Below are 24957 nucleotides of genomic sequence, written 5' to 3'. Positions count from 1 at the left end.
GCGCTGGCGGGAGGGGGACTGCTCCGGATAAGAACGCATCGCATGAAACCCTCCCATTGGGTTTTGAGACCTCATATGCTATATGACCATCTACATGGTCAGGAGCCGTGACATGGACGCGATCAATCTGGCGGACGCCAAGGCACATCTGAGCGAACTCGTCGACCGAGTTGAGGCTGGGGATTCGATCGACATCACCCGGCGTGGCAAGCCGGTCGCGCGCCTCACAGCGGTGACTAGGCCACGCATACGGATCGATGCGGCTCCGCTCCGATCCCTAACGGCAACCATGCCACCGCAGGCGGAGGGTGCCGCCAATCTGGTGCGGTCGATGCGGGATGGCGATCGCTACTGATGCTCTATCTCGACACGTCGCTGATCGTCGCGGCACTCTCCAATGAAGCGATGACCCCGCGCGCGCAGGTGTGGCTCGCGGACCAGGATCCCGCGCAGCTTCTTATCAGCGACTGGACGATCGCCGAGATGTCCTCTGCCATGGCGATCAAGCTACGGACTGGGCAGATCAACCTGGAGCAACGTGCGGCGGCGCTCGCGATGTTCAACAAGCTGGTTGCCGAGAGCTTCACCGTGCTGCCGGTGACGGGCGGGCATTTCCGTACGGCAGCGAAGTTTGTCGATCAGCACATGCTCGGGCTTCGTGCCGGCGACGCCCTGCATCTCGCGACCGCGTCGGAGCATGGCGCCACGGTCCACACTCTGGACCAGCGTCTTGCTGAGGCCGGTCCGGCGCTCGGCGTGCCGACGCAACTTCTGGCATAATCATGGCCCTCACCAATGTCGATCGTCAGGCTGATCCGGGGACCGCTGATACAGGCTATTGTCCGCAGCCACAGCCCGCCATATTCTAGCTCTTCGCGAATACGATCGACGCGAAGTGCGTCGACATCGAATTCCACGCCATCGTCTGCGGCCTGCGCCAGGATTTCTCGAAACGTCGCGAGCATCTTAGTCGCAGCAGTCACATTCATCTTCTTCGGCGTTTTGTCTTTTTGAGGTTTTCTCGTTGAGGCCGACAATGCGCCTGTTGAGACGGCTGGACACTATTGCGCAGTCGCCGAAGACCACCTCCACATCCTCGCGCGAGACGAAATCACCGCCGTCCCGCGCAAGGCTCCGTTGAGCGAGACGGCGGACCATTTCCTTGACATAGGCCGCGCTGCTGCCCTCTGAGCGTGCGGCGGCATCGGCCACCGCTCCGTCCTCGAAGACGAGCGTCTGACCATACAGCCCGATCAGCCGCTCGCGGCAACCGGCGTCGGGAAGCGGGATCTCAATTGCTTCGTCCACTCGGCCTGGGCGCGAGGCTAGCGCGTCCTCAATGTCCTCCGGTCGGTTCGTCGTCAGGATGAAGAGGATATCTGCATCTGGTGCGAGACCATCCATCTCGTTCAACAGACGGTTGAGGAGGCTTTCGGCCTTCTGACCATAAATGTCTTCTCGCGACCGGCCCACCAGATCGACGTCCTCCAGCACGACGATGCTCGGCTGCAGGGTACGAGCCAGTGCGATATAGGAGGCAATCTGCTTCATCTGCTCAGCCGTGACCAGAACGGTGGTGCGCCCGACCAGGTTGGCAGAAACATAACGGATGACGTGCGTCTTGCCTGTGCCAGGTGGTCCGTAAAGCAGAATGCCCTTTTGCGTCGATTGGCCGAGGCGCTTCAGCCCCTCTCGGTGTCGATCAAAGTCGAAGATGTGGGCATCAAGACGCGCCATAGTTGCCTCGGAAAGCACCACGTCATTCCGGGGTACGGCAGGAAGGCGATGAACCCGCATCGTTCCCGGCATCCCGGAATTTCGTGCATCGGGTTCGAAAGAGAGAACCTTGTTGCGGTAGTATCGTGAGCTTTCGCCTGCCGCCTGGATCTTGCGAAGAAATTCGCGCGAGAAGGCGGATGCCTGCTCGCCAGGCAGATAGGCGATTTCCACTTGAACCGTTCGCCCGCCAAAGTAGTCAAAAAACTGCGATTGCAAGATCGCGACAGGCTCTTCGCCGATATGGAATAACCATAGGCCATTGTGCAGAGACGGATAAGGCAGATCTTCGCCGATATCGATGTCCTGATATTCCAAGGGTGTCAGCGCAACGACGGCTTCTCCCTCGCGAATGACCATGTCCGACAGCTTCATGGCATTGAACTCGTGCCGCTGGTGGACGCCGACGAGCTTGGGAGACAGAGGTGCAATCTGCTCTTCAATCACCGTTTGAAGGTCAGGCAGGAGATATGGAGCAAACTTTCGGCGCGAGCTAGCGAGACCCGTCAAATCATCGTTTTTGAAATGCCGACACAGTGCCAGCCAGGCAAAGGGATCGATATCGGTCATAGCAACATCCTATTGCGAGTTGAGTTGAGCGGAAGATCAATGCGATCCTGCATCATGCGTCGTCACGGCGCCGCTGAGCTCTGCGACGCATTGCTGACTTCCCCGACAAGATCATCGGGGCAATTTGCGTGCCGGATTGGCGCTCCCTTTGCGCTACATCGTTTGCCCGCTAACGCCTTGGCGGCCTTTCGGTCGGGCTTCCGACATTCTTGTCCAGTTTCGGACACAAGAAGGTTGCCGATAGACACGCTCGGGGAGACCAAGTGGAACCTCAAGCATGTAATGTCGCACCCGAGCCGAATTCGATCCTCGCCGAGTCCGGACCAGGGCGCTTGCTGAAGAGCGCGCGCTCACGGTTGCTGCTAAAGGCGTGTGTTCGCGATAGCCGTGCCTCTGCGCATGCAAGAACACGCTAGCGGCAGACACTGTGCAATCGCTGCAGTGCCGCCCGTGTGCGGTATTGCATCGGCTCGGTCTGTCCGGTTCGGCTTTCCCGAGCCAGTGCGGAAGCGCTGAATATGCGCACCTAGCACCTTTGTTCAGTGTGGTGACCAAGCGGTTATAGCGCGCCCGGTCTTGGCGAAGACACCGGTCCTTTCAAACCAAAAGGGTCTCTGCAAAGGCATCTTCAATTGAAATGGCATGCCGCTTGCTCCTCGTGGTTAGAGCCCATCAAAGCACGAAGAAAGCGACTACCCAACCATGGCTGAGACGCGAACCTCTATACGATCGTCCGAGGCGACGGTGTCCACTCCCGCTGGAGATCGGGAAATCGTCCGCTTCGGAGGTCCTTGCCTGGTAGCTGCTTTGCGCATGCCAGATCCGATACCGGCACGCCAACACGTGGCGCTCGCGCAATTGCCGTTTGCCGGTTCTGATCAGCATGTGAGTGCCCAAGAGTCCCATCAAAGGGTCGCCCACGCTTATTTCGATACTGACTACTTCCGGTTGCCATCACTTTTTCCCGGGTACGAGCAGCGGGTGATCGATGCCGCGTCCGGCGCCATAGCCGTGGAAAAATTGCCCAAGCGACTCGGAGGCCTCCAGCTCAGTCATATCGATGGCGTTCGGGTAACGAAGACCAGGAGCCAGGACATTCCCATACATCCGGATGAAAAAAGGAGGTTGAGAGCCGCGAGGGCCTCATCTTATCCGGGCACGCGGGCCCTAGCTCGCTATTGCGCCAGTCCAGCTGAAATCCAGTGCACCAGTTTTTCTAGTGGAGCAAGTTGATGACCGTTCAAAAGAAGGTTCCCTTCGTTACCTTTCTCACGCGTGTTCGCGACGAGTCAGTCCAGGGGCCAAATCCATATCGCTGGGAAGAAAGAACATCCGACGACTACTTTGCCGGCAAGCGCGTCATCCTGTTCTCGCTGCCTGGCGCCTTCACCCCGACCTGCTCGACCTACCAATTGCCCAATTTCGAAAAGCTCTATGACGAGTTTGAGAAGGAGGGAATTGACGCGATCTACTGCGTCTCCGTCAACGATGCCTTCGTCATGAATGCATGGGGGAAGTCCCTGGGCCTGCAGAAGGTCGAGCTAATCCCCGACGGCTCAGGCGAGTTCACGCGCAAAATGGGCATGCTGGTCGCCAAGGATAATCTCGGCTTCGGCATGCGCTCCTGGCGCTACGCCGCCCTGATCGACAATGGCGTGGTGGAGCAGTGGTTCGAGGAGGAAGGGTTCTCCGACAACTGCGAGACCGACCCCTACGGCGTCTCATCCCCGCAGAACGTTCTTGAAACGCTGAAGGCCGCTGCATGACCTAGAGGTCGTCTCACCGATCCCATTACGCACGGCCAAAAGCCTCCTCGACAGGATTATCGCGCTCACCATGCAATCATCAGCAAGCCTGCTTCAGCGCCAGAAGCAATCTATGGTTGCCTCGCCTCAACTCATTGAGTCGATGCGATTGCTGCAACTGGCGCATGCCGAACTGCATCTGTTCGTGGAGCAGGAACTCGAGAAGAATCCGCTTTTGGAGCCTGCTTCAAACGATGGCGAGGCTTTTGGCGACGTGTTGCCGAATTCGGGGGAGGATCAGTACATCGGCGCAGGCGAAAACGACGTTGCCAGGCCGACCCTGGCCGGATCCCCCGAACGGCTCGGGGAAAGGAAATCACTTCGCAACACGGCCAACAACCCACCGGGCAATCGCCCTGCCTTCGACGAGTTTGTCGCCCTCACCGAAACATTGCACGACCATGTCGCTCGCCAGATCGCCCTCACTGCGCTCACACCACAGGAGCGGCTGATTGCTGGCCAGCTTGCCGCGCATCTGGAAGACACTGGCTATCTTCGGGCAAATCTTTTGGAGCTGGCGGAGAGCCTAAACATCCGGGAGGCTGATGTGGAACGGGTTCTAAGAACCTTGCAGCACTTTGATCCACCGGGAATCTTCGCGCGGACGCTCAGCGAATGCCTTGAGATCCAGTTGCGCCAGCGAGACCGGTTCGACCCGGCGATGGCAACTTTGATTGCCAATCTTGAAATGCTTGCGCGACGCGATTTTCAGGCATTGAAGCAGCGTTGTGGTGTCGATGAAGAAGACCTTCTCGACATGTTGCAGGAAATCCGTGCGCTCGATCCCAAGCCTGGAAACCGATTCCAATCCGGAGCGTCGGAATCCATTATACCCGACGTCTGGGTCATGCCCTCGCCGGGCGGTGGATGGCAAATCGAACTTGATCCGGACACGCTACCCAAGGTGCTGATCAACCAAACCTATTTCGCCGAAGTCTCGCGCCACACGGTCCAGAATTCGAAAGATCAGGCGTTTCTCAACGAATGCTTGCAAAACGCGAACTGGCTAATCCGCAGCCTCGATCAGCGCGCCAAGACGATCCTTAAGGTTGCGACTGAAATCGTGCGCCAACAGGAGGCATTTTTGGAACATGGCGTCGCCCACCTGAGGCCTCTCAATCTCAGGACTGTCGCTGACGCGATCAACGTGCATGAGTCGACCGTAAGCCGCGTGACATCGAACAAGTACATGCTTACCCCACGCGGGGTGTTCGAACTGAAGTATTTTTTCACTGTCTCCATCGCCTCCTGCCAAGGCGGCGACGCGCATTCCGCCGAAGCTGTCCGCCATCGGATCAAGGAGATAGTCGCCTCAGAATCGGCCCGCGACGTGCTTTCCGACGATGACATCGTCGGCCGGCTCAAGGAAATCGGCATCGAAGTAGCACGCCGCACCGTCACGAAATATCGCGAAGCGATGAACATCCCCTCCTCTGTGCAACGGCGGCGGGAAAAGCGCTTATGGCTAAATGGCGATCAAGGCCGGCGGCCTCGCACCGCTGACGAAAGCGGCGCTTAATCCAGAGCGATCCCGTTCTTGATGCGTGCGAGGCGGCTTTCGCCTTCCTCCGGGCCGAAGCAGGTTTCGAAATCGTTGCATTCCCGGCAACTGGGCGCGGTGCATAGCGAAAACCCTTCCGCCTCGCAGAGCTTGCGGTAAAAGTACCTCTTCCATTTCATGTTCTGGGTGTTGCCGGCTGCCAGCGTGGGAAAATGCGTGGCAAGCAGGCGGCTGAGCTCGGCCCGATTGAAAAGGCCAAGGTCCTGCCACAGATGATCATCGCGCATGGCACGTCGCGCGATGATCTTGGCGAAGCGGGTGCTCGCCGGGTCGCCCGGCCGGGCATGAGCCAGCAGAAGGCCGCGCAGAAGTTCTTCCTCCATGTCGGGCTCGGGGTCGCTCACCTCTTTCAAGGCGAAGGCGTTGACAGCAGCAGCGGGGAAACCGCGGGGCAGGACGTCGCGCAGCTCGGCGCGCGAAAGGCCGGTCGCCTCCGTCGCCGTCGCCTCGCCGGCCTCGACCTCCTCGAGCGCACGCGAAAGCACACACGCAAGCACATGCTGGTCGAATCTCCTCTCCAGCTCGTTGCGCGGCCATTGGGGGGCGCTGAGCCGGCAACTGTGATGGGCGAACATGGTGGGGTTCTCCTGGTTTATCCTCCAGCATGCGGCGACCTTGTCGGCCGCAATATGGGTCTGGCAGGTCTTCGAGCAGACGGAGGCGCAGGCTCCGCAGCCAATGCAACGGCCGGCATGGTCGACGACCATGATCATGCGATTGAGCTCGCCATCGAAATCGTCGTCCTCGCTGTCACAGGCGCCGGGGATCTCACCCGCGTCATTGACGCCGTAAGGTGCATGGCCTCGCGTGAGCAGGCCTTGAAACAGCGGCCGCAGCCGATGCAGGGTCATGCCGTCGATAGCGGTCAGATACTCCGGCATCCATCTGGAGCCGTCGCGGGTGACGAAACCGCCCATCGTCACTGTGCGTACGGCACGGTGATCGCTGCGTTCCGGCCGAAGGCCGTGGCAACAGTGATGGAAGCCGGGGCACGGCATTCTTTAAACAAACCTTTGACATAGGCCCCCCTGAACCTGTCGCGGCGAGCGACCTCTAGGCGCCGTCCCTGCTGTGGATCGCGCGCTTCTATCTTTCGAAACGACCAACCAGCCGAGGTGAGAGTTCAAGCGGTTGCGGATTTTAACCCCCCGCATGAGCGAGCGACTTGTTGACCGCCGGGATGATCTTGTCTCCCCAGAGCTCGATCTGGCGCAACATTGTCTTTTGGTCGAAATCCCCCAACTGGGTCTGAATTGCGATCTGGTCCGGTTTCAAAATATCCACCTCTTCCAATAGGCGATCAATCACGCGATTCACGCTGCCGATCGGCAGGTTCTCGCGCATCGTCTCGAATGACAGGTCCTGCTGCGTCGGCGTTTCCTGCAGCAGATAGCCGTCCAGGCTCTGCTGGCGGCGCTGATGCAGTGCCTCAGACAGCCGACGCTGGAAGCGAGCATTGTCGAGATAGCTGTTGATCTCTGCCTCATCGTCGCTGGCATAGCAGCAGCGCAGCAGCGATATCTTGGCGTCCGTGACATTCTTACCTGCGGAAGCCGCCGCCCTCTTGATGGATTCGCGCAGCGTGCTCAAAGTCTCCAAGCCATTGTGGAATGCTGTAACAAAGAAATTGTGTCCCTCACGATAGGCCCTGCGCATGCGCGCGGACCCGCCGGCGATCCAGATCGGCGGTGTCGGCTTCTGGACGGTGCGCACCGAAATCGCTGTCGGGGGTATGCTCTCATACTGGCCGTCGTGCTCGAAGATGTCTTGGTTGAGGCCCTTCAGAAGGATGTCCAAGTATTCCGAGAAGACGGCCGGCGCCTCATCGACATTTACACCAAAGCGCTCGAACTCGAATTGCTGGTATCCCAAGCCAACGCCGAGCTCGAGACGGCCGTTCGCAACGATGTCGGCGAAGCCGATCTCGGAAAGCAGGCGCTGAGGTTGATAAAGCGGCAGCACGCAGACGGCGGTGCCAAGGCGAATGGTGCTCGTCACGCCGGCGCAGTGCGCCACCATCATCAAGGGCGAGGGAATCAGGCTGTAATTGTTGAAGTGGTGCTCCGCGAACCACGCGGTATCGAAGCCAGCCTGCTCGGATACGACAGCCTGCTCAATGGAGTTGCGGATGACGCTATCGGACGATTGATGATAGCCGCGCTGGGCGGCCAGGATGAAGGTCGCGAATTCCATGGTGCTTCCTTGTTTACAGAGGGAGTTTGCCGGTCAGGGGCAGCGCCCGGCATGCGCACAGAAGGCATTGGCCGCAGCGTCGATCCAGCCCTTGGCGGCGGCGTATTCTTGCAGCAAACCGCTCGCCATTCGGCGGTTGCAGGCGCGCCCCGAGCGGTTGGAACCGCTTCGACCGCGATGAGGACGTTTTCGTCATGGCCGAAGATGACATGCTCGATTGCAGGAAGCGCTGCGGGCGCGCGCAGCCGAAGCCTGAGGCCCTGGACGTCCTCGGCTTCGATGAGCCGCAGCCCGTCGGCTGGCGATTGGTCGATAATCAACCCACGGCCTCCGCAAAACATTCGTCATAGAGTTCACAGGCGTTTCCCGCATCACCGAACGAGGTCCAACCGCCGTCCACGTAGAGGATCGAGCCGTTGATGTATGAGGCGTCAGACGAAGCAAGGAAGAACGCCGCATCTGCGACGTCTTCTGGCCGTCCCGTCGTGCCCGTGGGGATGCGTCGTCCGATTGCTGTCGAGTCGACGCGGCCGGCTTTCGCCAACTGAGCAAGTGCAGGCGTGCGGATGTAGCCAGGAGCAACGGTGGCTGTTCGAATCCCTACCGGTCCGAGTTCGGCCGCCATACATCGGGTCAGGATGTCCATCCCCGCCTTGGAGGCGCCGTAGGCATGCCGCGGCGCGAACGGCAGAAAGTTGTTGACCGATCCGAGGTTGAGGATCACTCCGCCAGGGCACATCGCCTTGATCGCCTCGCGCGCACAGGTGAAGGCGCCGGTAAGATTGACATCCAGGACGTGTTCGATCTGTTGCGGTATTTGTTTGAGCCCCGACAACCAAGTGTCGGCGACAGCAGCACCGTTGACGAGTACATCGATGCGCCCGAACCGTCCCCGCAGCTCCTCGAACAGCGCCACCACCTCGCTCTCAACGGCCACGTCCACGGATTTGGCCGGGGTCTTGCTGTCGAGCAATCCAGCGAGCTCTGCCGCTGCAGCGCCATCTCTATCAGCAATCACGACGGTATCGCCGTTGGCGGCAAAGCGGCGAACGACGGCCGCGCCTATGCCGTTCGCGCCGCCCGTGACGAGCACGATTCGCGCGTCGGTGCGTTCGGCCGGACAGGAGAGTTCGGCTCGGGGCGTCCCATCCACCGGTGGGTGCGCATCCCCCGGTTGGTTGAATGACATCCAGCCGCCGTCGACCGCGAGCACCGATCCGGTGATGTAGCGCGCCTGCGTGCTGGCCAGAAAACGCACGGCGCGGGCGATCTCGTCGGGCCGCGCCAAGCGCCCCATCGGCACACGGCGGCGCACCGCGGCGAGGTCCACTTTGCCCGCGCGTTCCAGTTCTGCGACCATCGGCGTGCGCACGTAGCCCGGTGCTACCGCCGTCACGCGGATGCCACGAGACGCCCACTCGCATGCAAGCGACCTCGTCAACGAGATCAGGCCTGCTTTCGAGGCTGCGTAGGCATTACGCTTGGGATTGCCGACCATGCCTGCCACGGAAGCGACGTTGACGATGGCACCGCCTCGCCTCATGCGTCTCGCCGCTTCGCGAGCCATGACGAACGGCCCAATTAGGTTTACTGCCAGGCGGCGTCGGAAGGCGTCGACGCCGGTGTCGACAGTCGCAGCCATGGTGGGTCCCACCGCTGCGTTGTTGATGAGGACGCCGATCTCAGCGAACTGTGCTTCGACCCGGCCGTAAAGCGCGAGAATATCCTCCTCTCGCGAGACATCGCACTCGAGGCCGAGATGCGGGTAGCCGAGACCACGAGCCAATTCAACGACGCCGCTGCCCGGAAGGTCCACCGCAACAACAGTGTGTCCGTCCCCGGCAAGAATATCGACCAGGGCTCGGCTGATCCCGCCGGCGGCGCCTGTAATGATGACGATGCGTCCTGCCTGCTTCATGAGCTGCTCCGCGACGAGCCTCAGCGATCTCAGCCCATCACCCGTTGGGCGGCGGAATGAGGTAAAGCAGCACGCCCGGGTGACAGACAGTTGCGACCCCACATAGACGTCGTGCGCCCAACCCTCGATTTGGCAGTCGAAGCTGGTGAGGGTCCCGCTGAGGACAGGCACTTACCTTGATGAACGGCTCTGCCGTAATCCCGCAAATCGATGCACACCAGCGTCGTCAGCAGGCTCGTGGCGACAGAGCTGATCGCTGTCACGGTCAAGCCTTCGCGGGCGGAAAGGCAATCCTACCGGCCGCATCTTCACCGGGCAGGCTTTCGCCGGGCGCGCTGTAACATTGCAAAGTTGTCATAGTCTCTTGTCCCCTCGGCCGACGCGGATCTCCCGTTCGAAATCTCTGAAGGCATCATGGCGAAAAAGGAATGCGACGCTTCCCGAGCGCGTAGACCGGATCGTGCGGATGAGGTGCTCCAATCGGCTGTCGCGGGCCGAACCGTTCTGCCTCAAGGACCGCTGGTGGGATCTGCTCCTCGAGCCAATCGTAGACCACCGTCCGTTCGGCAATCCGCCACTCCCCTTCCCTCTTCTGAAACAGATCGCAGTAGCGGCCGCAGAGGAGCGTCTGGCGTACTTCTCCGTCTTTGTCAGGTCCGTGTTGCAGCGCGGTGAAATAGCTCTCAACCGCGGCCGTTGCCGAGCTGATGAATTCGATCAGGATGTTCGTGATCTGATGGATGTTGCGAGGCTCGGTCTTGAAGACACCGAGCGCAAACCGGATGAAGCCCTCTGCCGAGCCGCAATAGGCCCCGTGATTGTCATGCGCATCGGGCCAGTACGCGCTGCGCAACGCCGCCTCATCCGCGCGGTCTATCCCCCGGCAATATCGATAGAGGCAGTCGCGGATCGCCTCACGGTCGAGTAATTCGTCAATTTTTTCCTGGTGCATCGTCTCTGCCGCAAATTCGCTGATAGGAAAAGATGTTTCGCAAAGCCCCGCCCGCCGGTCGCGCATCATGGGAGCACCTCGACGCCGGAGATGCCTCCTGCGCAGTTCGACGAGGAGGAGGGTGGGACACAGGCCGCCTGCCGTCTTCAGTATGCGGCCACAGGGTCGATCCCCATTCAAGCCCGCCAGACTCTTGGTTCAATGGCGTCCGGTACAACCCGCGCAGCGGGTGTAGGGTCGAGTTCCAGCGCACGTTCGGGGCAGGATCGCGCACCGCGTGACGCAAGCAGTTGCTCCCCCTCCGCAACCTCAATGTCACCGGGCAGGATGTAGCCCTCGTCATCAAGCTTGAAGACGCCCGGCGCTTGCGCCGAGCATCGCGCGTGACCCTGGCATTTGGCTTTGTGGACAATAATGCGCATAGCGCTACCTCCAATGTCTGTGCCCCGGCTCGGGACGGGGCTTTGTCAGGACCAGTCCAGGATCAGATTTTCGATCCCGAATAGATGGCCGCCAGAGGTAATGGGTGCCGTAGCGTTCTGGATCCGGAAAGCCGGGATGCGCGCCAGCCACTCCTCCAGGCCAATGACAATCTCCCGCCGGGCAAGGTGTGAGCCAAGGCAACGATGGGGACCATAGCCAAAGGCGGCGTGGCGGTTGTCCTCTCGCGCCAGATCGACCGTGTTGGGGCATTCGAATTCCGCTGGGTCACGATTGGCAATCATCGCGGCGCAGGAAACATAATCCCCCTTGCGGATCGGCGCGCCTTCGAAGTCTATATCTTTGGTTGCCACACGGATTATCTGAACGGTCGGATAGGCGCGCAGCAATTCTTCGGCTGCGAGCACGATCCGGTCCGGTTCGCGCCGCAGCAAATCTTGATCTTTGAGGTTGCGCGCGAGATAAGCCAAGCCAAAGCCTATAGCTGCCGCGACCGTGTCGAGGCCCGCAATGAACACGAGCACGCCGATGCCACGGACTTCCTCCTCGGTCAGCCGGCGGCCCCCAACCTGTGCCTGCACGATGAAAGACATGAAATCGTCGACCGGTTCCTTGCGGCGCTTGGTTGCAAGTTCGTCGATGAAGGCCACAATCGTCCGGGCCGCCGCCGGTCGCTTCACATCGTCGCCGTGGAGCAGATCTTTCGCCCAGCCGACAAATGTATCGAGTCGGTGATCCGGAAGCCCCAGAAGGCGAAGGAAGATGCTGACCGTGAAAGGAAAGGCAAAATCCTTCATGACGTCGCAGCTTGTGCCCGATGCGGCGATCCTAAGGATCAGCGTGATCGCTCGCTCGCGGACCTTCGGCTCCAATACCACCACCCGCTTTGGCGAAAGCAGCGGATTGAGCAGTGAGCGAAAGACACCATGGGCCGGTGGATCGAGTTCAAGCGGGATCATCGGCCAGTTTTCGCCTAGCGCGGATGAGAAGATGCTGCGGTGGCTGGAAAAGGTTTCGGCGTCCTGCAGCACACGGCGCTGGTCTGCGGCGCGAGTGATGACCCAGGTACCCCGGCCATCGCGCGTGTTGTAGGGCGAATAAAAGATCGGCGGCCCGGCATGGACGCAAGCGACAGCTGCGTGCGGGTCTCCGTTGGGCGTCGGCGCCATGCCAGGCGACGTAAACAGACTGAAGTCCCTCACCATTTCGGGCGGGACATGATCTGGAACCGCATTGATCGTCATTTGGTTTCTCCTGAACGTCAGGCGTTCTTGCGCTCGATTGGATCGCACGGCTGGTCACAAGGTCGATTGCCAGCACGGGACACGTCCCGGACCAGGCGCCGTACAGATTGGTCAATGACCGCTGAGCTCCATCATGCACTGCTGACGCCACCCTGACAAAACTGTCGGAGCAAGTTGCGTGCCCGTTAGCGCACCGTTTGCGTTGCACCACTTGCCCGGTAACGGTGGCCGAGCCTTGGCGGCCTGTTGGTCGGGCTTGCGACATTCTTGTTCAGCTTTGGACATTTCTCGGTTCTGGTGACCGAGCGTTCCCGCCGAACGTCGGGACATTGTCCCGTCCTCGACGACAGCGTCTCCGACTTAAGGCAACGGCATCGATATTGCACGCCGCACTGTCACAACATGTCGCTGAGCGCCGGGAAAAGCGGCGCTTCTGGCTTTAATGCGGGTCGACCCATCCACCCCCTTGTTGCAGCGCATTCAAACTGAAGAGCTTATTCATGGCCGAATCGGCGACAGGCTTCACGGACGCCGCTCTGCACGACCCAGAAAAGCCCGATCAACGGTCTTTTCCCGCATGGGGTGCGGTCATTTCGCTTGCCTTGGGCACCTTCGGGCTGGTGACGGCAGAGTTTCTGCCTGCCAGCGTGCTGACGCCACTCGCGCATGATCTCGGCATCACTAAGGGTGCGGCAGGACAGGCGCTGACAGCGACCGCGATCGCTGCGGCGATCTCGGCGCCAACGATGGCCATGATTACAAATCGCCTGGACCGCAAGATCGTCGTGTTGGCGATGACGCTGCTTCAGATCTTGTCCAACGTTCTGGCGGAGGTCGCCTGGTCGCTGCCTATTTTCCTGATGGCACGCGTCGTGCTCGGCATAGCGCTCGGGGGCTTTTGGTCGATTTCGGCAGCGCTGGCCATGCGGCTCGTTCCAAGTCACTTCCTGCCGCGCGCCATGTCGATCATCATCACCGGCGTTTCAATCGCTACCGTTTGCGCGCCTCCTATCGGCGCTTATGTCGGAGAGATCTGGGGGTGGCGAGCCGCCTTCATGATCGCCGCAGTCGTTAATGCCGCTACACTGCTGGTCCAACTCATTACCATTCCGACGCTGCCTCCGGTTGAAGTGGCCACATTCCGCAGTCTGCTGGATGTGGCCAAGAATCCGACGATCAGGCTCGCGTATTTGGTCGTCCTGCTTGCGGCTTCTGGGCACTTCGCCAGCTTCATCTACATCCGTGCCTTTCTCGAGAAGGTTCCCGAGCTCGACATCGAGACGATCTCGCTAGTGTTGCTCGCTTCTGGCGTCGGCGGCTTCTTCGGCAATTTTGCCGGCGCATTCCTGGCCAAGCACAGCCTCAAGGCAGTCGCGGCCCTGCCGCCCCTGCTCATAGCGATAGCCGCTGTCTCGCTGCTGACTGTGGGAGAATCGGCCTCGGCATCGGCGATTGCGGTTGCCGTATGGGGCTTTGCCTTCGGTGCGGTGCCGGTGGGGTTACAGACGTGGATGGTACTGCGCGCCGCTCCCGAGCAGGCCGAAAGCGCCGGTGCGCTAATGACCGCAACGTTCCAGTTGGCCATCGCAGCCGGCGCGATTTTCGGCGGACTACTGGTGGATAATGCCGGCGTTGCTAGCGTCTTTGCCTACAGCGCGGGTGCCACATTCCTCGCCGTCCTGACAGTGTTCGTGCTCGGCCCGAAGCGCGAAACCTAGACCGCCTGACAGACGAAGCCCTCAGCGCGGTGCGGCGAGAGATGCAATCGCATAGCCGCCTGGATCGCGGCTACTGTCTCTTCCGCGGCGGCTTTCCGATCGGGCATGACCCAGCACCGGCGCCTCGCCGGCCTTTATCGAGACCGGCATCGTATGGACCCGTCGAAGGAACCGCGGTATTCAACCAGCTTGCCGCGCCACTCCTCGAATACGTTCGAGATCGTACGTTCCGGCTGCTCGACGTAACGATGCGTCTTGGCGTAGGCGATACACTTGTCATGCAGGCAGGCGTTCAGCTTCTCGTGGTGTTGAAGCGCAGCCACGGCGTGAAGAAGCGCACCAGCCCGACCTTGTTCTCGACCTGACCCTTCTCCCCGCGTGCAGACGAACGGCTGCACCGGGCTGATTGATCGCGCTTACTCACCGTTGAGCGCGCGATAACCTGGCTGTCGTCGACTTGGCCGTCGCCGCGGCCGGAAACGGAAAGGAAGAGCTGGTGGGCTAGAGCGGCGAACGGTAGCGCCGCCTAACGCGCGCAGCGATAGATTCGACCGATTTCGGCGGACAGGTCGCCATCAGACAGACGGTCGCGTCAGAAGGCGCTGCCGCAAGCGCTCCATCGAGCACCGTTTGCGCCTGCGCCGCATCGACCACCATAAGCAAGACAAAATTCGCACCCGCGCAGGCTCCGGCAGCCGAGGCGGCCGGCGTGCCTCCCGCCCCTTGTAGATCCGCGAGGCTCTTTGCGGCGATATCGAAGCCCTGAACTTCAAAGCTGCGCTTGAGAAGATTTCGGGCCATGGGCCCGCCCATCGAACCGAGTCCGATGAAGGCGATCTTTGTCAATGCTGCCATTCTCCTTGGCGGCTAGTCGCAGCAAAGCCACCTTCTAAGCTCGTCGTTTGGACAGGGCGCGTCGGACAAGTGCCCTGAGCCGTTGCGTCTTGGCTTCGAAGCCAGCAATACTCGGACCTCTATGATCACGCGCAAGGGAATGCAGGGATGCTCACCATAGGCGGCTTCGCGGCGCTGGCCGTCAGCGGCGCCGCCTCCGCGCCGACAGGGGAGCATCCGGGTGATGCCGACCGAATGGTCGACGCTGTCTTCCGGCCGTGCGCCGCCGCCGAGCGTAACGACGGCGAGGCGGATCTCGCGCGTCGAAATCATCGAAGCAAGTTGCATGCCGACTCGGCGCTCCGTCTAAATTACACAGCTTGCTCGGTGAAGCGGTGGCCCGGCCCTGGCGACCTTTTGGCCGGGCTTGCGACATTCTTGTTCAGCTTCGGACACAAGTAGGTTTGCGGTAGACACCCCACGGAGGCGGGAGGCGAGATCGCGTTCTTGGCGCGGAACCAATAACCTTCGCGCTTGGTGCCGCCGCAATTGTCGAAATGGAAAGGGTGCTGCGCGCGATCAAGTTGGGGGTCTGGGCCGCCCCTTGACCGACTGGAAGACTGTGGCCGCAACGGCTGCTCGAAACCGATGCCTCGCTCGCCGCCGTTAATAAGCACCTGTTCAGCATTCCCCGGACAACGTCTGACAACCGACATTTACGGTCGCTTTGTCGGGTCCGCGACGCGGACTGATCGACCTCCTGCACCTAGTTAAGTCATTGAATAATATATGGAACGCTCTTTTTGAGCCTCTTAGTGCGATGTCGGCATGATTTTTGAGGCTTGCTCGTCGCGAGGGGTCAGGAGTTGCCGAACCGATATTCTCGTCGTGGTGACAATTCCGTCGTTCCCGGCGCACCGACGCCCCAACGGCCCTGGACGGCTATCTCGCCGAAGTCGCCACCCGGCCTACCGGATCAGTGACGCCGAGCCGGAGGCGGGGTGGCGGCGGGCTGATTGGAGCGGGTCTTGAGTCACCCTTGCCTGCCGTTTCCCTGGAGCGGCTATAGCGGAGCATATGCGTGAAGCTTACGTGCGATATATTGGACACTCATGTCAGTACACCGGTCGTTATCAATGCGACACTGGATAAACTCAGCAATAAATTCGCCGATAGGCGCGCAAAACACTTGGGATACCCGTACAATCTCGACTTTGACGCCTGGCCAATCTCGCAGTTCTGCAAATTTTTTATCAATAACTTGGGGGACCCCTATGTCGGTTCACACTATGCCACTGAGGTTTGTGGCGTAGAGCGCGAGGTGGTCGACTGGTTCACTCGGATCTGGGAATGTGCCGATCCAGAAGAATACTGGGGAGCTGTGGGTGCGAGCGGAACTGAGGGCAATTTGTGGGCCCTATATCTTGCGCGAGAGACTCTCGGCAATCCGGTTCTGATACACTCCACAGAGGCGCATTATTCGGTTCCAAAGGCGGCGAAAATCCTCCGGATCGAGGCCTTGACGTGCGAGGCCGACCATACCGGCGCCATCCGTCCGGAGGCTCTGCGGGAAGTCGTCCAGGCAAATCGCCATCGCTGCGTCATTCTCGCATTGACCTGTGGAACGACCATGAAAGGGGCGCACGATGATATTGCGTCCTGCATCAGCGTTCTGGACCAAGTCGGGATCGATCCGACTCGGCGCTTCGTCCACGTCGATGGCGCCCTGAATGCAATGGTCCTTCCCTTCGTCGATGGCTTGCCCAGTGGTATCCGTCCCTCCTTCCGGCACGGGATCGATAGTATGTCAACCTCGGGCCACAAGATGATCGGCACGCCGATGCCCTGCGGCGTCCTCGTAGTCCGACGCGAACATGTCCGTCGAGTGGCCTCCACCGTGAGCTACTTGCGCTCTGATGATACTACCTTGATGGGATCGCGAAACGGCCACGCCGTTCTGGCGATATGGAACCGGCTGACGCGCCTCGGTATCGCCGGTTTCCGTCATTTTGCCCGAACCTGCATCGAGCGTGCGGATGGTTTTGCGGGAGCACTACGCTCAGCCAGTGTCCCGGTACTGCTCAATCCGTGCTCCTTGACGGTTGTGTTTCCGAAACCATCCGAGAGGCTCGTTAACGAATACCAGCTCGCATGTCATGGCAACTACGCCCATGCGATTGTCATGCCAAACGTCAAAGCTGATCTCATTGACCGCTTCGTCGGCGACTATACCGCCGAGTGGCCCTGCAATTCTCGGCAAAAGGTGTTTTCATGAACGTTCATGTACAGCCCCAGTATCACGGAATCGAAGCGCCAAAACGCTACGCTCACTACCGCTTCCATCGATCCATCACTCATGAGATCAAGGCACTTGAGACTGACAATTGGCATGGCCCTCTTTACATCATAAAGGACTATGCGGTGATCGCCGCCTTCGCGTGGCTGGTCATTGGCGCAAGCTGGTGGTTATATCCCCTGACTGTGATAGTCATCGGAGCCCGTCAGCGAGGCATCTCCACCATTTTGCACGATTGCGCGCACGGTGTGCTGACAAAGAATCGCGGGCTGAACTTCCTGCTCGGCACCTTGCTGACGGCATGGCCCCTGTTTCAACGCCACTTCGCCTACAAGGAGTCCCACGTCCACAGCCATCATCCCTACCTCGGGAGAGCCGATGCCGATCCTGACCTGGGGTTTTTCATCGCGGAAGGTGTCTTCACACCCCAAACGGATCGCTCCTTCGTTTGGAAGATCATCATCTTGCCGCTGCTTGGATCGAAAACCTACGCATATCTGAAGTATCTGCTCCGCAACAGATACCGGATGATCCTGGACACCTTCTCTCGCAAGGAGAGCTCAACGCGAGTGAAGCGCGAAGAGGCATGGCTTTACGTGTTCGATCGCTGGGGCTTCTACGCGTTCTGGGCTTGTGTCGCAACGCTCGCTCTAGCCTACGGCTCCTTCCAGGAGCTTGTCCTTCTCTGGGTAGTTCCCTACCTCACCTCGTTTCACATCATCGGCTGGTTCATCGAGATGTCTGAGCATTGCAGCTCCATCGACCGCCGAACCGTAGATCTGGAAATGACCCGGAATCGCCGCAGCCGTCATATCGAGAAGTGGCTGACCGCGATCAACGGCGACAACTATCATCTCGATCATCATCTCGATCCAGCGACCCCGCTCTGGCGCTTGCCCGAAGCTCATGCCATCCGCATGAGGGACCCCGCCTATGCGGCGCACTGTTCCGAAGCGGGCGGAATCTTCCAATCTGGCCCAAATGGCGAGCCTTCGATCCTGAAGCTGATCCGCGACCAGAACCGGAAGCGCTTCGCCGCAAGAGCGGGATTGCGGGCCTGAACGCTACCCATCGAGAACAATGTGTCTCCGGAGCACTCGAAGTTGACCAAACTCCAAAAAGATGACCCTGCAACACGATTGGAGCCGACGCCGGCTCTTCATGCGGAAACGACGGTTCTGCATGGGGGCTATCGCTGTGATCCGGCGACCCTGGCGACGACTGTGCCGATCTATCTCTCGAACGCCTATGCGTTCGAATCCATTGACCATGCATCGGACGTCTTCGATCTCCGCCGGCAGGGGCGGACCTATTCGCGGTTGATGAACCCGACAACGGATATATTCGAACAACGGGTCGCGGCTCTCGAGGGTGGCGTCGCCGCCTTGGCAACCTCCTCGGGACAGGCCGCGATAATGGTTGCGATCCTGAACATTGCCGTTACCGGGGACAATATCGTGAGCTCCGCGCACCTGTATGGCGGGACAATCAATCTGCTCGCCAGCACGTTTCAGCGGCTCGGGATCGAAACGCGCTTCGTCGATCCGAGCGATCCCGAGCGCTTCCGCGAAGCCTCGGACCACCGCACTCGCTGTTGGTTTGCGGAAGGGCTTCCCAATCCGAAGCTCAGCCCCTTCCCGATCGTCGAAGTGGGAGCGATCGCGCATGAAGTCGGAATTCCGCTGATCATCGACAACACGATGACCCCCCTCATTTCACGCCCTCTCAAGCTTGGCGCCCATCTAACCGTGCAGTCCACTTCCAAATATATTTGCGGCCACGGCACCACGATTGGCGGGATTATCGTCGACGGCGGCACCTTCGACTGGGCTGCTTATCCCGAGCGCTTTCCGTTGATGACGCGTCCTGATATCTCCCATGGCAACATACTCTGGCTTGATGCTGCGCGCGGTCTGCCCGGCCCATATGGGGCCAGCCCGTTTCTGCTCAAGATGCGCAACACGCTCATGCGCGACTTTGGACCCTGCCCGTCCCCGTTCTCATCTTTTCTCTGCATCCAAGGGTTGGAAACGCTGCCTTTGCGAATGCCGCGACATTGCTCCAATGCCCGGCAGCTGGCCGACTATCTCAAGGCACATCCTGGTGTTGTCGACGTGAACTATCCGGCTTTTGGCGGAACCGTCGAACGGCATCGCGCCGTGCAGAACATGGGCGATCATGGCGGCCCCATGATCGTTTTCGATATCGCTGGAGGCATCGAGGCCGGGGGGCGTTTTATCGAGAGCCTGCGACTCGCCTACCACGTCTCAAATATTGGCGACGCGAGAACGCTCGCCACGCATCCAGCCTCGACGACTCATGCTTCGGTTCCCCGCGAGGCGCGCCTTGCTGCCGGGGTTTGCGATGGAACAATCCGCATCTCCGTCGGACTTGAGCATATCGATGATATCATCGCCGACATCGGGCAAGCCCTTGGGGGCGCCTGATTTGACCGTGATTGCAGACACAAGTCCGGTGATCGTCGGTGTCGTTTCTAACCGCCAGACAGTGGACAGCGTCGGCTATGAGACGGTGCGCATCCGTTATCTCGAAGCCCTGCGTTCGACCGCGCGTGTTTTGCCGCTCGTCATCCCGGCCGGACTTGAGGAAGAGAGTTTGCAGGCCTTCTTTTCGGTCCTCAACGGGGTGCTGCTGACCGGGGCGGAGTCGAATGTCTCGCCCTCGCTTTATGGGGGGCCAGAAGCTTGTCCAGAGACGCTCGATCTCGACCGGGATCGGACAAGTATTGCTGCGATCAAGATTGCTCTATCGTCCGGCATTCCGCTGTTCGGAATCTGCCGTGGGTTGCAGGAACTCAACGTCGCGCTTGGTGGTACCCTCTCAAGTGACCTTTCGGAAGGGGAAGGTCGGATCACCCATGTGGAAGACCTCACACTCCCGCGCGACCTTCAATACGCCTGCTCGCATGCAATTCAAGCCGAAGGCCGAGGTTACATTGCCCAGTGCATCCGTCGCTCGCAAAAGAAACCGGTCCTGGTCAACACCCTGCATCGGCAGGGGATCGCGCGTTTGGCTGATGGCCTTGAGGTCGATGCGCGATGCATGGACGGCGTCATCGAAGCTGTTTCCGTAAAGGGCGCGGCAACGTTTGCCGCCGCCGTGCAATGGCATCCTGAATGGTTTCACGCAGAGGATCCACTTAGCGTCGAAATCTTCCGTGCATTCGGCGAAGCCTGCCGCTCCCACATGATAGCAATGAAGTCACAGCCATGAAGAATGCTTATTTGTCGTCGATCCTTGGGGCCGGTTTCGCCCTTCTCGCAGCTCTGTCCAATGGAACCGTCGGGGTGCTTTCCCGGTCCGCCTTTAATGAAGGGCTCGACCCCACCGCGGTCGCATTCTGGCGTTGCGGCATTGCGCTTTCGCTACTCTCGATCGTCATCCTTTTGAGGTCTGGAGGCTTGGCTCGACTCCTCGCCGCTTTCACGGGATCGTGGAAGATCGCCGTCTGCTCTACGCTTGGCATCTTCACGCTTTATCATTTCGAAACCCAAGCTTTCGCCTACGCGCCGATCCCACTTGTTGCCATCCTTGTTTTTACTGGCGGCCTTGGTGCAATCGCGCTCGACATCCTCATACTTAAGGAAAGGGTAACCACGCGAAAGGCATTCGCCATGACGATGGTTTTCCTTGGAGGCTACTTCCTGATTGCCGGCGACGGCATGATGGCTGGAAGCATTATCGGCATTAGCCTCGCCCTTATCGCAGGGCTAGGCTACGCCAGCTTTATTTTCGCTTGGAAGTTCTTCAAGCTTCGCTCGACCCTAGAAACTTTCTGGTGGTTCCTGGCTTATGGCTTTGCCATGCTCGCCGGTCCCTATGCCTGGAGCGGCGCGCCAATCCCGTCAATGAACACCTTTCCAGCTTTGCTAGCGCTCGGGATTATCCCCTCGTTCTGCGGTTTCTACTGCACAATCCTCGCCCTTCAGCATATCGAGGCTTACAAGACGCAGGTCATCGAATCGAGTGAGCCATTCTTTTCCGCCCTCTTCGCGGCCGTGTTCTTCGGCGAATGGCTGACGGGTCCAGGAATGCTCGCGGCATTGGCCATCATTGTCGGTGCGTTGATCACATCCGTGCCTGAACGCGGCGCCATCTCCATTCAAGTACGCCCAATTGGCGAAGAGGAGTAGGGCACCGTTTCCATTATTTCCAAGGACCAATATGCCTATGAACCGCGGACAGCTATTGCGTGGACAGATGGCCATGATCGAGGTCGACACGCCGGAGCAACTGGACAGCGCGTTGGCACCGGCGTCGACGCGGGTCTCCTGGACAACCTGTCGATCGAAGAGCTGGTGGGTGGCGATAGTCGGCGGCCGCGCGGCAAATGAGGAGTCCTGGCATGTAACACCCAGGACAGCGCCAGCGATTGCCGCGACCGGGGTATCGACCTCACCTCGGTCGGATGGATCATACAAGGGTGCCGATTTCTCGCTATCGGGCTGGACACACATAGTTGCTGGGAGGAGGGTGGTTCGTGTTGGTAGATCATCTGTCGACTTCAAAACGGAGTCGCCCCGACATGCCGAGCCCTCTCAGTTCACTATTTAGATCAGACATGCAACGCCAGTCCCAAACTCGAACGTTAAGCGGCTACCGCACTAAATCCTGCTCTCGAAAACACCCATGACCCGACGATACGACATTGAGAAGACGCCCGAAGGCTCGTGGGACATCATCGACGTGTTCACCGGGCAGCCGGTTGTCGAGATAGGCGTCCCCTTGATCGACATGTCCATCGACGAAGCCGACGATCTAGTCAACCTTCTCAACTGCCGCGATAGGGAACAGCGGTCGAACTCTTAGGCTCCCCGTCGCTCAAAGTTCCGACCAAGCGCCTCCCTGCATTTGTGGGCTGTCCCCTTGACCGGTTTCGCACGGTTTCAATCATCCATTGATGTCTTGTCGGGGGACGCGCAATATCGAATTTCGTTGGCGTCTTTGGGTACGAGGGCAGCATGAGCGTCATCCGTAAAGTCGGCCCAATTTCCACGGCAGTGCAGGTGGTTGCCTTACTTCTCGACCGGGCGGATCATGGGGACATTGTATCGATCAAAGCTACAATGAAAGAAGCTCGCGATGCTTCACCATATCTGCTGGAAAGCGACGACGAACTAACCGAGGTTGTCGTGACGGAGGCAACCGTCCTCGGCCTGTTCGTTGCCTTTGACAGCCGAGAGTAGCCTCATGCTCTCCATTGGTTCAACCCTCCCGTCTACGTTAGGACCCACCGCCCCGGAGTTCGGTTTGGGGTCAGCCACGTCGAGGGTGCCGCCGACCAGCTTCTAAAGTGGAGCAACAAGGGGCCTAGGTGGGATTACGCGGTGCGCGTTTATATGGCCGCTCTTGAGGGTGAGATGCCTACGCAAGAAGCCCGTAGGCATTCGAGGCGGCTGCCAAGGAGGAGAATATGTTTTTGCCATCTGACTAGGTCAGCCGGTCACTGCATGTCCGACACGTAGCCACCGACGAAGAGTGTCGTCGGCCCCTTACTCGCCTGGAAGGGTTGGCATCACGCGACCCAGCAATGACGCCAGCATGTCCAGCTAGGGTCAGGACTCATTGATCCAGAAGATGAAGACTGCAGCGAAAGCGGTCGCCGACAGGAAAGTGTGAGCACATCGGTCGTACCTGGTGTGGATGCGACGCCAGTCTTTGAGGCGTGCGAACATGTTCTCGACCCTATGGCGCTGTCGGTATAGGACAGGATCGTAGCTGTGCTGGACACGATGCTTGGCATGGGGCGGGATGCAGGGCGTGATGCCGCGTTCGACGAGCGCCTGGCGGAAGGCCGCGGAACTGTAGGCCCGATCGGCGAGCAGGGATTTGGCGGCAGGCAAGTCCTCGATCACTGCGGCAGCGGTCTTGTGATCATTGGCCTGCCCTTCGCTCAGATGCAGCAGCCGCGGGCGCCCCTTGCCGTCGCAGACCACTTGCAGCTTGGTGGTCAGTCCGCCACGGCTGCGTCCGATACATCGGGGTAGAGCCCTTTTTTAAGCAGGCTGGCGGCGGTGCGATGCGCTTTGAGATGGGTGGCATCAATCATCAGATTGTCCGTTTCGCCGCGCTGGGCGGCCAGTTCCGCCAGAATGCGGTTGAATACACCCAGCCGGCTCCAGCGGATGAAGCGGTTGTAGATGGTCTTGTGCGGACCGTAGTCGACTGGGGCGTCCCGCCAGCGAAGGCCATTGCGGATCACGAACGGGACTGTCAGGAATCTTGTGCGTGAGGCCGGTTGTCGTCATTGGCTGACGAACCTTTCGCCGAAGACGACGGCGAATTGTGTCCTGGCCTCGAACCACTCGCGCGGGGCGCGTTTCCATTCCTCGGCGGCGTGGTTGAGAACCAGATATAGCAGCTTCATTGCGGCGTCGTCATTGGGAAAGTGACCGCGCGTTCGCACGGCCCGCCGCAGCTTTGAGTTCAGCGCCTCGATGGCGTTCGTCGTGTAGATGATGCGGCGCACGCTTTCAGGAAATGCGAAGAACGGCACGACATGGAGCCAGTTGCGCCGCCAGCTCTGAGCGATCGCCGGATAACGTTGGCCCCAATGGCCGGCGTCAAAGGCATCGAGCGCGGCCAGGCCGGCTTCGGCGTCCTTGGCCCGGTATATCGCCCGCAGCGCCGGCACGACAGGCTTGCGATCCTTCCAGGATACGAACTCCAGCGAGTGGCGGATCAGATGCACGATGCAGGTCTGCACGACCGTTTGCGGGAATACGGCGTTGATCGCTTCTGGAAAGCCCTTCAGGCCGTCGACAACGGCGATCAGGATGTCGGCGACACCTCGGCTCTTCAACTCGTTCATGACGCGCAGCCAGAATTTGGCGCCTTCAGTCTGCTCAATCCAGATACCCAATATCTCCTTGCCACCGTCGGGCAGGATGCCGAGCGCAATGTAGATCGCCTTGTTGCGGACGAAGCCCTCGTCACGGACCTTGACCCGGATGGCGTCGAAAAAGACCAAGGGAAAGCAGGCGTCCAACGGCCTGTTCTGCCATTCGGCGACCTCCTCGAGCACGGCGTCGGTGACGGCCGAGATCAGGTCCGGCGAGACGTCGATGCCATAGAGTTCCTCCAGGTGGCCGCGGATCTCGCGCACGCTCAGGCTGCGCGCATACATGGATACGATCTTGGCGTCGAAATCAGGAAAGCGGCGTTGATACTTGGCGATCAACTTCGAGTCGAAGGAGCCGGCACGGTCACGCGGGATCGAAAGTTCGAGCTTCGACGTGCCCGTCAGAACCGTCTTCTTCGAATGTCCGTTGCGGCGGTTGCCAGCCCTTCGGCTTGCTCCTCGTCAAGATGATCATCCAGTTCGGCGTTCAGTATCCGCTCCGAAAGCGCCTTCTTCAGATCGTCGAGCAAACCGTCCTTGGCAAACAGACCTGTGGCTCGCGCCCAGCAAGCAACCGGTCCAGAAGTTCCTTCTCAATGGCCATGCGATGATTCTCCTTTCCATCATCATGGCCTCACGCACAAGATTCCTGACAGTCCCAGGGAGATCTACTCACCGGAGCCAACGATACGCACATCGCCACACTCGTCGAACGCCACAGCCGCTTCACGATGCTCGTGAAGGTGACGAGGAAGGACTCCGCAACCGTAGTGGCCGCACTCGCCAA

22 protein-coding genes and 6 pseudogenes are annotated in these 24957 nt (G+C 59.8%); 13 read left to right on the top strand and 15 right to left on the bottom strand.

Annotation, left to right across the window (positions count from 1 at the left end; genetic code table 11):
• Positions 1–112: 112 nt before the first annotated feature.
• Together ACFX5Q_RS31490 and ACFX5Q_RS31485 are read left to right on the top strand one after the other, a co-directional pair.
• Positions 113–355: a type II toxin-antitoxin system Phd/YefM family antitoxin gene (locus ACFX5Q_RS31490; protein WP_192178718.1), complete on the top strand. Its 243-nt coding sequence runs from the start codon at positions 113–115 to the stop codon at positions 353–355.
• The gene (locus tag ACFX5Q_RS31485) at positions 355–780 is read left to right on the top strand and encodes a type II toxin-antitoxin system VapC family toxin (RefSeq protein ID WP_404284092.1); all 426 of its coding nucleotides are present in this window, start codon (positions 355–357) and stop codon (positions 778–780) included. Before ACFX5Q_RS31490 ends, ACFX5Q_RS31485 begins: the two co-directional genes overlap by 1 nt.
• A gap of 5 nt (positions 781–785) precedes the next feature.
• Here the strand turns inward: ACFX5Q_RS31485 and ACFX5Q_RS31480 are convergent.
• Together ACFX5Q_RS31480 and ACFX5Q_RS31475 are read right to left on the bottom strand one after the other, a co-directional pair.
• Positions 786–965, bottom strand: a pseudogene (locus ACFX5Q_RS31480) (nucleotidyl transferase AbiEii/AbiGii toxin family protein); the annotation flags it as partial.
• A gap of 1 nt (position 966) precedes the next feature.
• Positions 967–2346, bottom strand: coding sequence for an AAA family ATPase (locus ACFX5Q_RS31475; RefSeq protein ID WP_404284091.1), 1380 nt, complete (start codon positions 2344–2346; stop codon positions 967–969).
• Positions 2347–3578: 1232 nt separating this feature from the next.
• On the opposite strand from ACFX5Q_RS31475, the gene ACFX5Q_RS31470 reads away from it, so the two are divergent.
• A complete protein-coding gene (locus tag ACFX5Q_RS31470) occupies positions 3579–4112 on the top strand; it encodes a peroxiredoxin (RefSeq protein ID WP_404284090.1) in 534 nt (177 codons plus the stop codon).
• Positions 4113–4182: 70 nt separating this feature from the next.
• Positions 4183–5670 carry an RNA polymerase factor sigma-54 gene (gene rpoN, locus ACFX5Q_RS31465; RefSeq protein ID WP_404284089.1) on the top strand — a complete coding sequence of 496 codons (1488 nt, stop codon included), beginning with the start codon at positions 4183–4185 and terminating at the stop codon, positions 5668–5670.
• On the opposite strand, the gene ACFX5Q_RS31460 is transcribed toward rpoN, so the two are convergent.
• The 7 genes and pseudogenes from ACFX5Q_RS31460 to ACFX5Q_RS31430 form a co-directional block, all read right to left on the bottom strand.
• On the bottom strand, positions 5667–6287 hold the full coding sequence (locus ACFX5Q_RS31460) for a nitrogen fixation protein NifQ (RefSeq protein ID WP_404284113.1): 621 nt from the start codon (positions 6285–6287) through the stop codon (positions 5667–5669). The genes rpoN and ACFX5Q_RS31460 overlap by 4 nt on opposite strands.
• 30 nt (positions 6288–6317) lie before the next feature.
• Positions 6318–6629: pseudogene (gene fdxB, locus ACFX5Q_RS31455) on the bottom strand (ferredoxin III, nif-specific); the annotation flags it as partial.
• Between the two features lie 223 nt (positions 6630–6852).
• Complete coding sequence (locus tag ACFX5Q_RS31450; protein ID WP_192178713.1) at positions 6853–7905, bottom strand: LLM class flavin-dependent oxidoreductase; 1053 nt, start codon at positions 7903–7905, stop codon at positions 6853–6855.
• A gap of 316 nt (positions 7906–8221) precedes the next feature.
• Entirely contained in the window at positions 8222–9823 is a 1602-nt protein-coding gene (locus ACFX5Q_RS31445; protein ID WP_404284088.1) for an SDR family oxidoreductase, read from the bottom strand.
• A gap of 412 nt (positions 9824–10235) precedes the next feature.
• Complete coding sequence (locus ACFX5Q_RS31440; RefSeq protein ID WP_404284111.1) at positions 10236–10775, bottom strand: nuclear transport factor 2 family protein; 540 nt, start codon at positions 10773–10775, stop codon at positions 10236–10238.
• Positions 10776–10951: 176 nt separating this feature from the next.
• Positions 10952–11197, bottom strand: a complete 246-nt coding sequence (locus ACFX5Q_RS31435) for a ferredoxin (RefSeq protein ID WP_404284087.1) — start codon at positions 11195–11197, stop codon at positions 10952–10954.
• A 45-nt stretch (positions 11198–11242) separates the two neighbouring features.
• Positions 11243–12460, bottom strand: a complete 1218-nt coding sequence (locus ACFX5Q_RS31430) for a cytochrome P450 (RefSeq protein WP_404284086.1) — start codon at positions 12458–12460, stop codon at positions 11243–11245.
• A 500-nt stretch (positions 12461–12960) separates the two neighbouring features.
• On the opposite strand from ACFX5Q_RS31430, the gene ACFX5Q_RS31425 reads away from it, so the two are divergent.
• On the top strand, positions 12961–14178 hold the full coding sequence (locus tag ACFX5Q_RS31425; RefSeq protein WP_404284085.1) for an MFS transporter: 1218 nt from the start codon (positions 12961–12963) through the stop codon (positions 14176–14178).
• A gap of 158 nt (positions 14179–14336) precedes the next feature.
• Here ACFX5Q_RS31425 and ACFX5Q_RS31420 read toward each other — a convergent pair.
• From ACFX5Q_RS31420 to ACFX5Q_RS31410, 3 genes and pseudogenes are all read right to left on the bottom strand, one after another.
• Positions 14337–14551, bottom strand: a pseudogene (locus ACFX5Q_RS31420) (IS21 family transposase); the annotation flags it as partial.
• 128 nt (positions 14552–14679) lie between these two features.
• Positions 14680–15024: an NAD(P)-binding domain-containing protein gene (locus ACFX5Q_RS31415; RefSeq protein WP_404284084.1), complete on the bottom strand. Its 345-nt coding sequence runs from the start codon at positions 15022–15024 to the stop codon at positions 14680–14682.
• A gap of 21 nt (positions 15025–15045) precedes the next feature.
• Positions 15046–15360, bottom strand: a complete 315-nt coding sequence (locus ACFX5Q_RS31410) for a hypothetical protein (protein ID WP_404284083.1) — start codon at positions 15358–15360, stop codon at positions 15046–15048.
• Positions 15361–16093: 733 nt separating this feature from the next.
• Here ACFX5Q_RS31410 and ACFX5Q_RS31405 point away from each other — a divergent pair.
• The 7 genes from ACFX5Q_RS31405 to ACFX5Q_RS31375 all read left to right on the top strand — a co-directional run bounded on the left by ACFX5Q_RS31405 (position 16094) and on the right by ACFX5Q_RS31375 (position 22515).
• On the top strand, positions 16094–17287 hold the full coding sequence (locus tag ACFX5Q_RS31405) for a histidine decarboxylase (RefSeq protein ID WP_404284082.1): 1194 nt from the start codon (positions 16094–16096) through the stop codon (positions 17285–17287).
• Positions 17284–18369, top strand: coding sequence for a fatty acid desaturase (locus ACFX5Q_RS31400; RefSeq protein ID WP_404284080.1), 1086 nt, complete (start codon positions 17284–17286; stop codon positions 18367–18369). Before ACFX5Q_RS31405 ends, ACFX5Q_RS31400 begins: the two co-directional genes overlap by 4 nt.
• A gap of 42 nt (positions 18370–18411) precedes the next feature.
• Positions 18412–19755 carry an O-acetylhomoserine aminocarboxypropyltransferase/cysteine synthase family protein gene (locus ACFX5Q_RS31395; protein WP_404284079.1) on the top strand — a complete coding sequence of 448 codons (1344 nt, stop codon included), beginning with the start codon at positions 18412–18414 and terminating at the stop codon, positions 19753–19755.
• Between the two features lie 7 nt (positions 19756–19762).
• Positions 19763–20542, top strand: a complete 780-nt coding sequence (locus ACFX5Q_RS31390; protein ID WP_404284109.1) for a gamma-glutamyl-gamma-aminobutyrate hydrolase family protein — start codon at positions 19763–19765, stop codon at positions 20540–20542.
• Positions 20539–21462, top strand: coding sequence for a DMT family transporter (locus tag ACFX5Q_RS31385; protein ID WP_404284078.1), 924 nt, complete (start codon positions 20539–20541; stop codon positions 21460–21462). The genes ACFX5Q_RS31390 and ACFX5Q_RS31385 overlap by 4 nt, the downstream gene beginning before the upstream one ends.
• A 496-nt stretch (positions 21463–21958) precedes the next feature.
• Positions 21959–22138 carry a hypothetical protein gene (locus ACFX5Q_RS31380; RefSeq protein ID WP_192178704.1) on the top strand — a complete coding sequence of 60 codons (180 nt, stop codon included), beginning with the start codon at positions 21959–21961 and terminating at the stop codon, positions 22136–22138.
• A gap of 152 nt (positions 22139–22290) precedes the next feature.
• The gene (locus ACFX5Q_RS31375) at positions 22291–22515 is read left to right on the top strand and encodes a hypothetical protein (protein ID WP_404284077.1); all 225 of its coding nucleotides are present in this window, start codon (positions 22291–22293) and stop codon (positions 22513–22515) included.
• 369 nt (positions 22516–22884) lie between these two features.
• Here ACFX5Q_RS31375 and ACFX5Q_RS31370 read toward each other — a convergent pair whose 3' ends face one another.
• The 3 genes and pseudogenes from ACFX5Q_RS31370 to ACFX5Q_RS31360 form a co-directional block, all read right to left on the bottom strand.
• Complete coding sequence (locus ACFX5Q_RS31370) at positions 22885–23271, bottom strand: IS5 family transposase (protein ID WP_404284108.1); 387 nt, start codon at positions 23269–23271, stop codon at positions 22885–22887.
• Between the two features lie 8 nt (positions 23272–23279).
• Positions 23280–23549, bottom strand: a pseudogene (locus tag ACFX5Q_RS31365) (transposase); the annotation flags it as partial.
• A gap of 24 nt (positions 23550–23573) precedes the next feature.
• Positions 23574–24774, bottom strand: a pseudogene (locus ACFX5Q_RS31360) (IS256 family transposase).
• A 55-nt stretch (positions 24775–24829) separates the two neighbouring features.
• Between ACFX5Q_RS31360 and ACFX5Q_RS31355 the strand changes: the two are divergent.
• Positions 24830–24957, top strand: a pseudogene (locus ACFX5Q_RS31355) (IS30 family transposase); the annotation flags it as partial.

The organism is Mesorhizobium sp. IMUNJ 23033 (genome assembly GCF_044778005.1).
Taxonomy (GTDB): domain Bacteria; phylum Pseudomonadota; class Alphaproteobacteria; order Rhizobiales; family Rhizobiaceae; genus Mesorhizobium; species Mesorhizobium amorphae_A.
The sequence above is the reverse complement of the archived record's forward strand: the minus strand, read 5'-3'. Positions and strand labels throughout refer to the sequence as shown.

Bases quoted from the DNA above. Each gene is read 5' to 3' on its own strand.
- ACFX5Q_RS31490 (WP_192178718.1), top strand. From the start codon at position 113: ATGGACGCGATCAATCTGGCGGACGCCAAGGCACATCTGAGCGAACTC.
- ACFX5Q_RS31485 (WP_404284092.1), top strand. From the start codon at position 355: ATGCTCTATCTCGACACGTCGCTGATCGTCGCGGCACTCTCCAATGAA.
- ACFX5Q_RS31475 (WP_404284091.1), bottom strand. From the start codon at position 2,346: ATGACCGATATCGATCCCTTTGCCTGGCTGGCACTGTGTCGGCATTTC.
- ACFX5Q_RS31470 (WP_404284090.1), top strand. From the start codon at position 3,579: ATGACCGTTCAAAAGAAGGTTCCCTTCGTTACCTTTCTCACGCGTGTT.
- rpoN (WP_404284089.1), top strand. From the start codon at position 4,183: ATGCAATCATCAGCAAGCCTGCTTCAGCGCCAGAAGCAATCTATGGTT.
- ACFX5Q_RS31460 (WP_404284113.1), bottom strand. From the start codon at position 6,287: ATGTTCGCCCATCACAGTTGCCGGCTCAGCGCCCCCCAATGGCCGCGC.
- ACFX5Q_RS31450 (WP_192178713.1), bottom strand. From the start codon at position 7,905: ATGGAATTCGCGACCTTCATCCTGGCCGCCCAGCGCGGCTATCATCAA.
- ACFX5Q_RS31445 (WP_404284088.1), bottom strand. From the start codon at position 9,823: ATGAAGCAGGCAGGACGCATCGTCATCATTACAGGCGCCGCCGGCGGG.
- ACFX5Q_RS31440 (WP_404284111.1), bottom strand. From the start codon at position 10,775: ATGCACCAGGAAAAAATTGACGAATTACTCGACCGTGAGGCGATCCGC.
- ACFX5Q_RS31435 (WP_404284087.1), bottom strand. From the start codon at position 11,197: ATGCGCATTATTGTCCACAAAGCCAAATGCCAGGGTCACGCGCGATGC.
- ACFX5Q_RS31430 (WP_404284086.1), bottom strand. From the start codon at position 12,460: ATGACGATCAATGCGGTTCCAGATCATGTCCCGCCCGAAATGGTGAGG.
- ACFX5Q_RS31425 (WP_404284085.1), top strand. From the start codon at position 12,961: ATGGCCGAATCGGCGACAGGCTTCACGGACGCCGCTCTGCACGACCCA.
- ACFX5Q_RS31410 (WP_404284083.1), bottom strand. From the start codon at position 15,360: ATGCAACTTGCTTCGATGATTTCGACGCGCGAGATCCGCCTCGCCGTC.
- ACFX5Q_RS31400 (WP_404284080.1), top strand. From the start codon at position 17,284: ATGAACGTTCATGTACAGCCCCAGTATCACGGAATCGAAGCGCCAAAA.
- ACFX5Q_RS31385 (WP_404284078.1), top strand. From the start codon at position 20,539: ATGAAGAATGCTTATTTGTCGTCGATCCTTGGGGCCGGTTTCGCCCTT.
- ACFX5Q_RS31380 (WP_192178704.1), top strand. From the start codon at position 21,959: ATGACCCGACGATACGACATTGAGAAGACGCCCGAAGGCTCGTGGGAC.
- ACFX5Q_RS31375 (WP_404284077.1), top strand. From the start codon at position 22,291: ATGAGCGTCATCCGTAAAGTCGGCCCAATTTCCACGGCAGTGCAGGTG.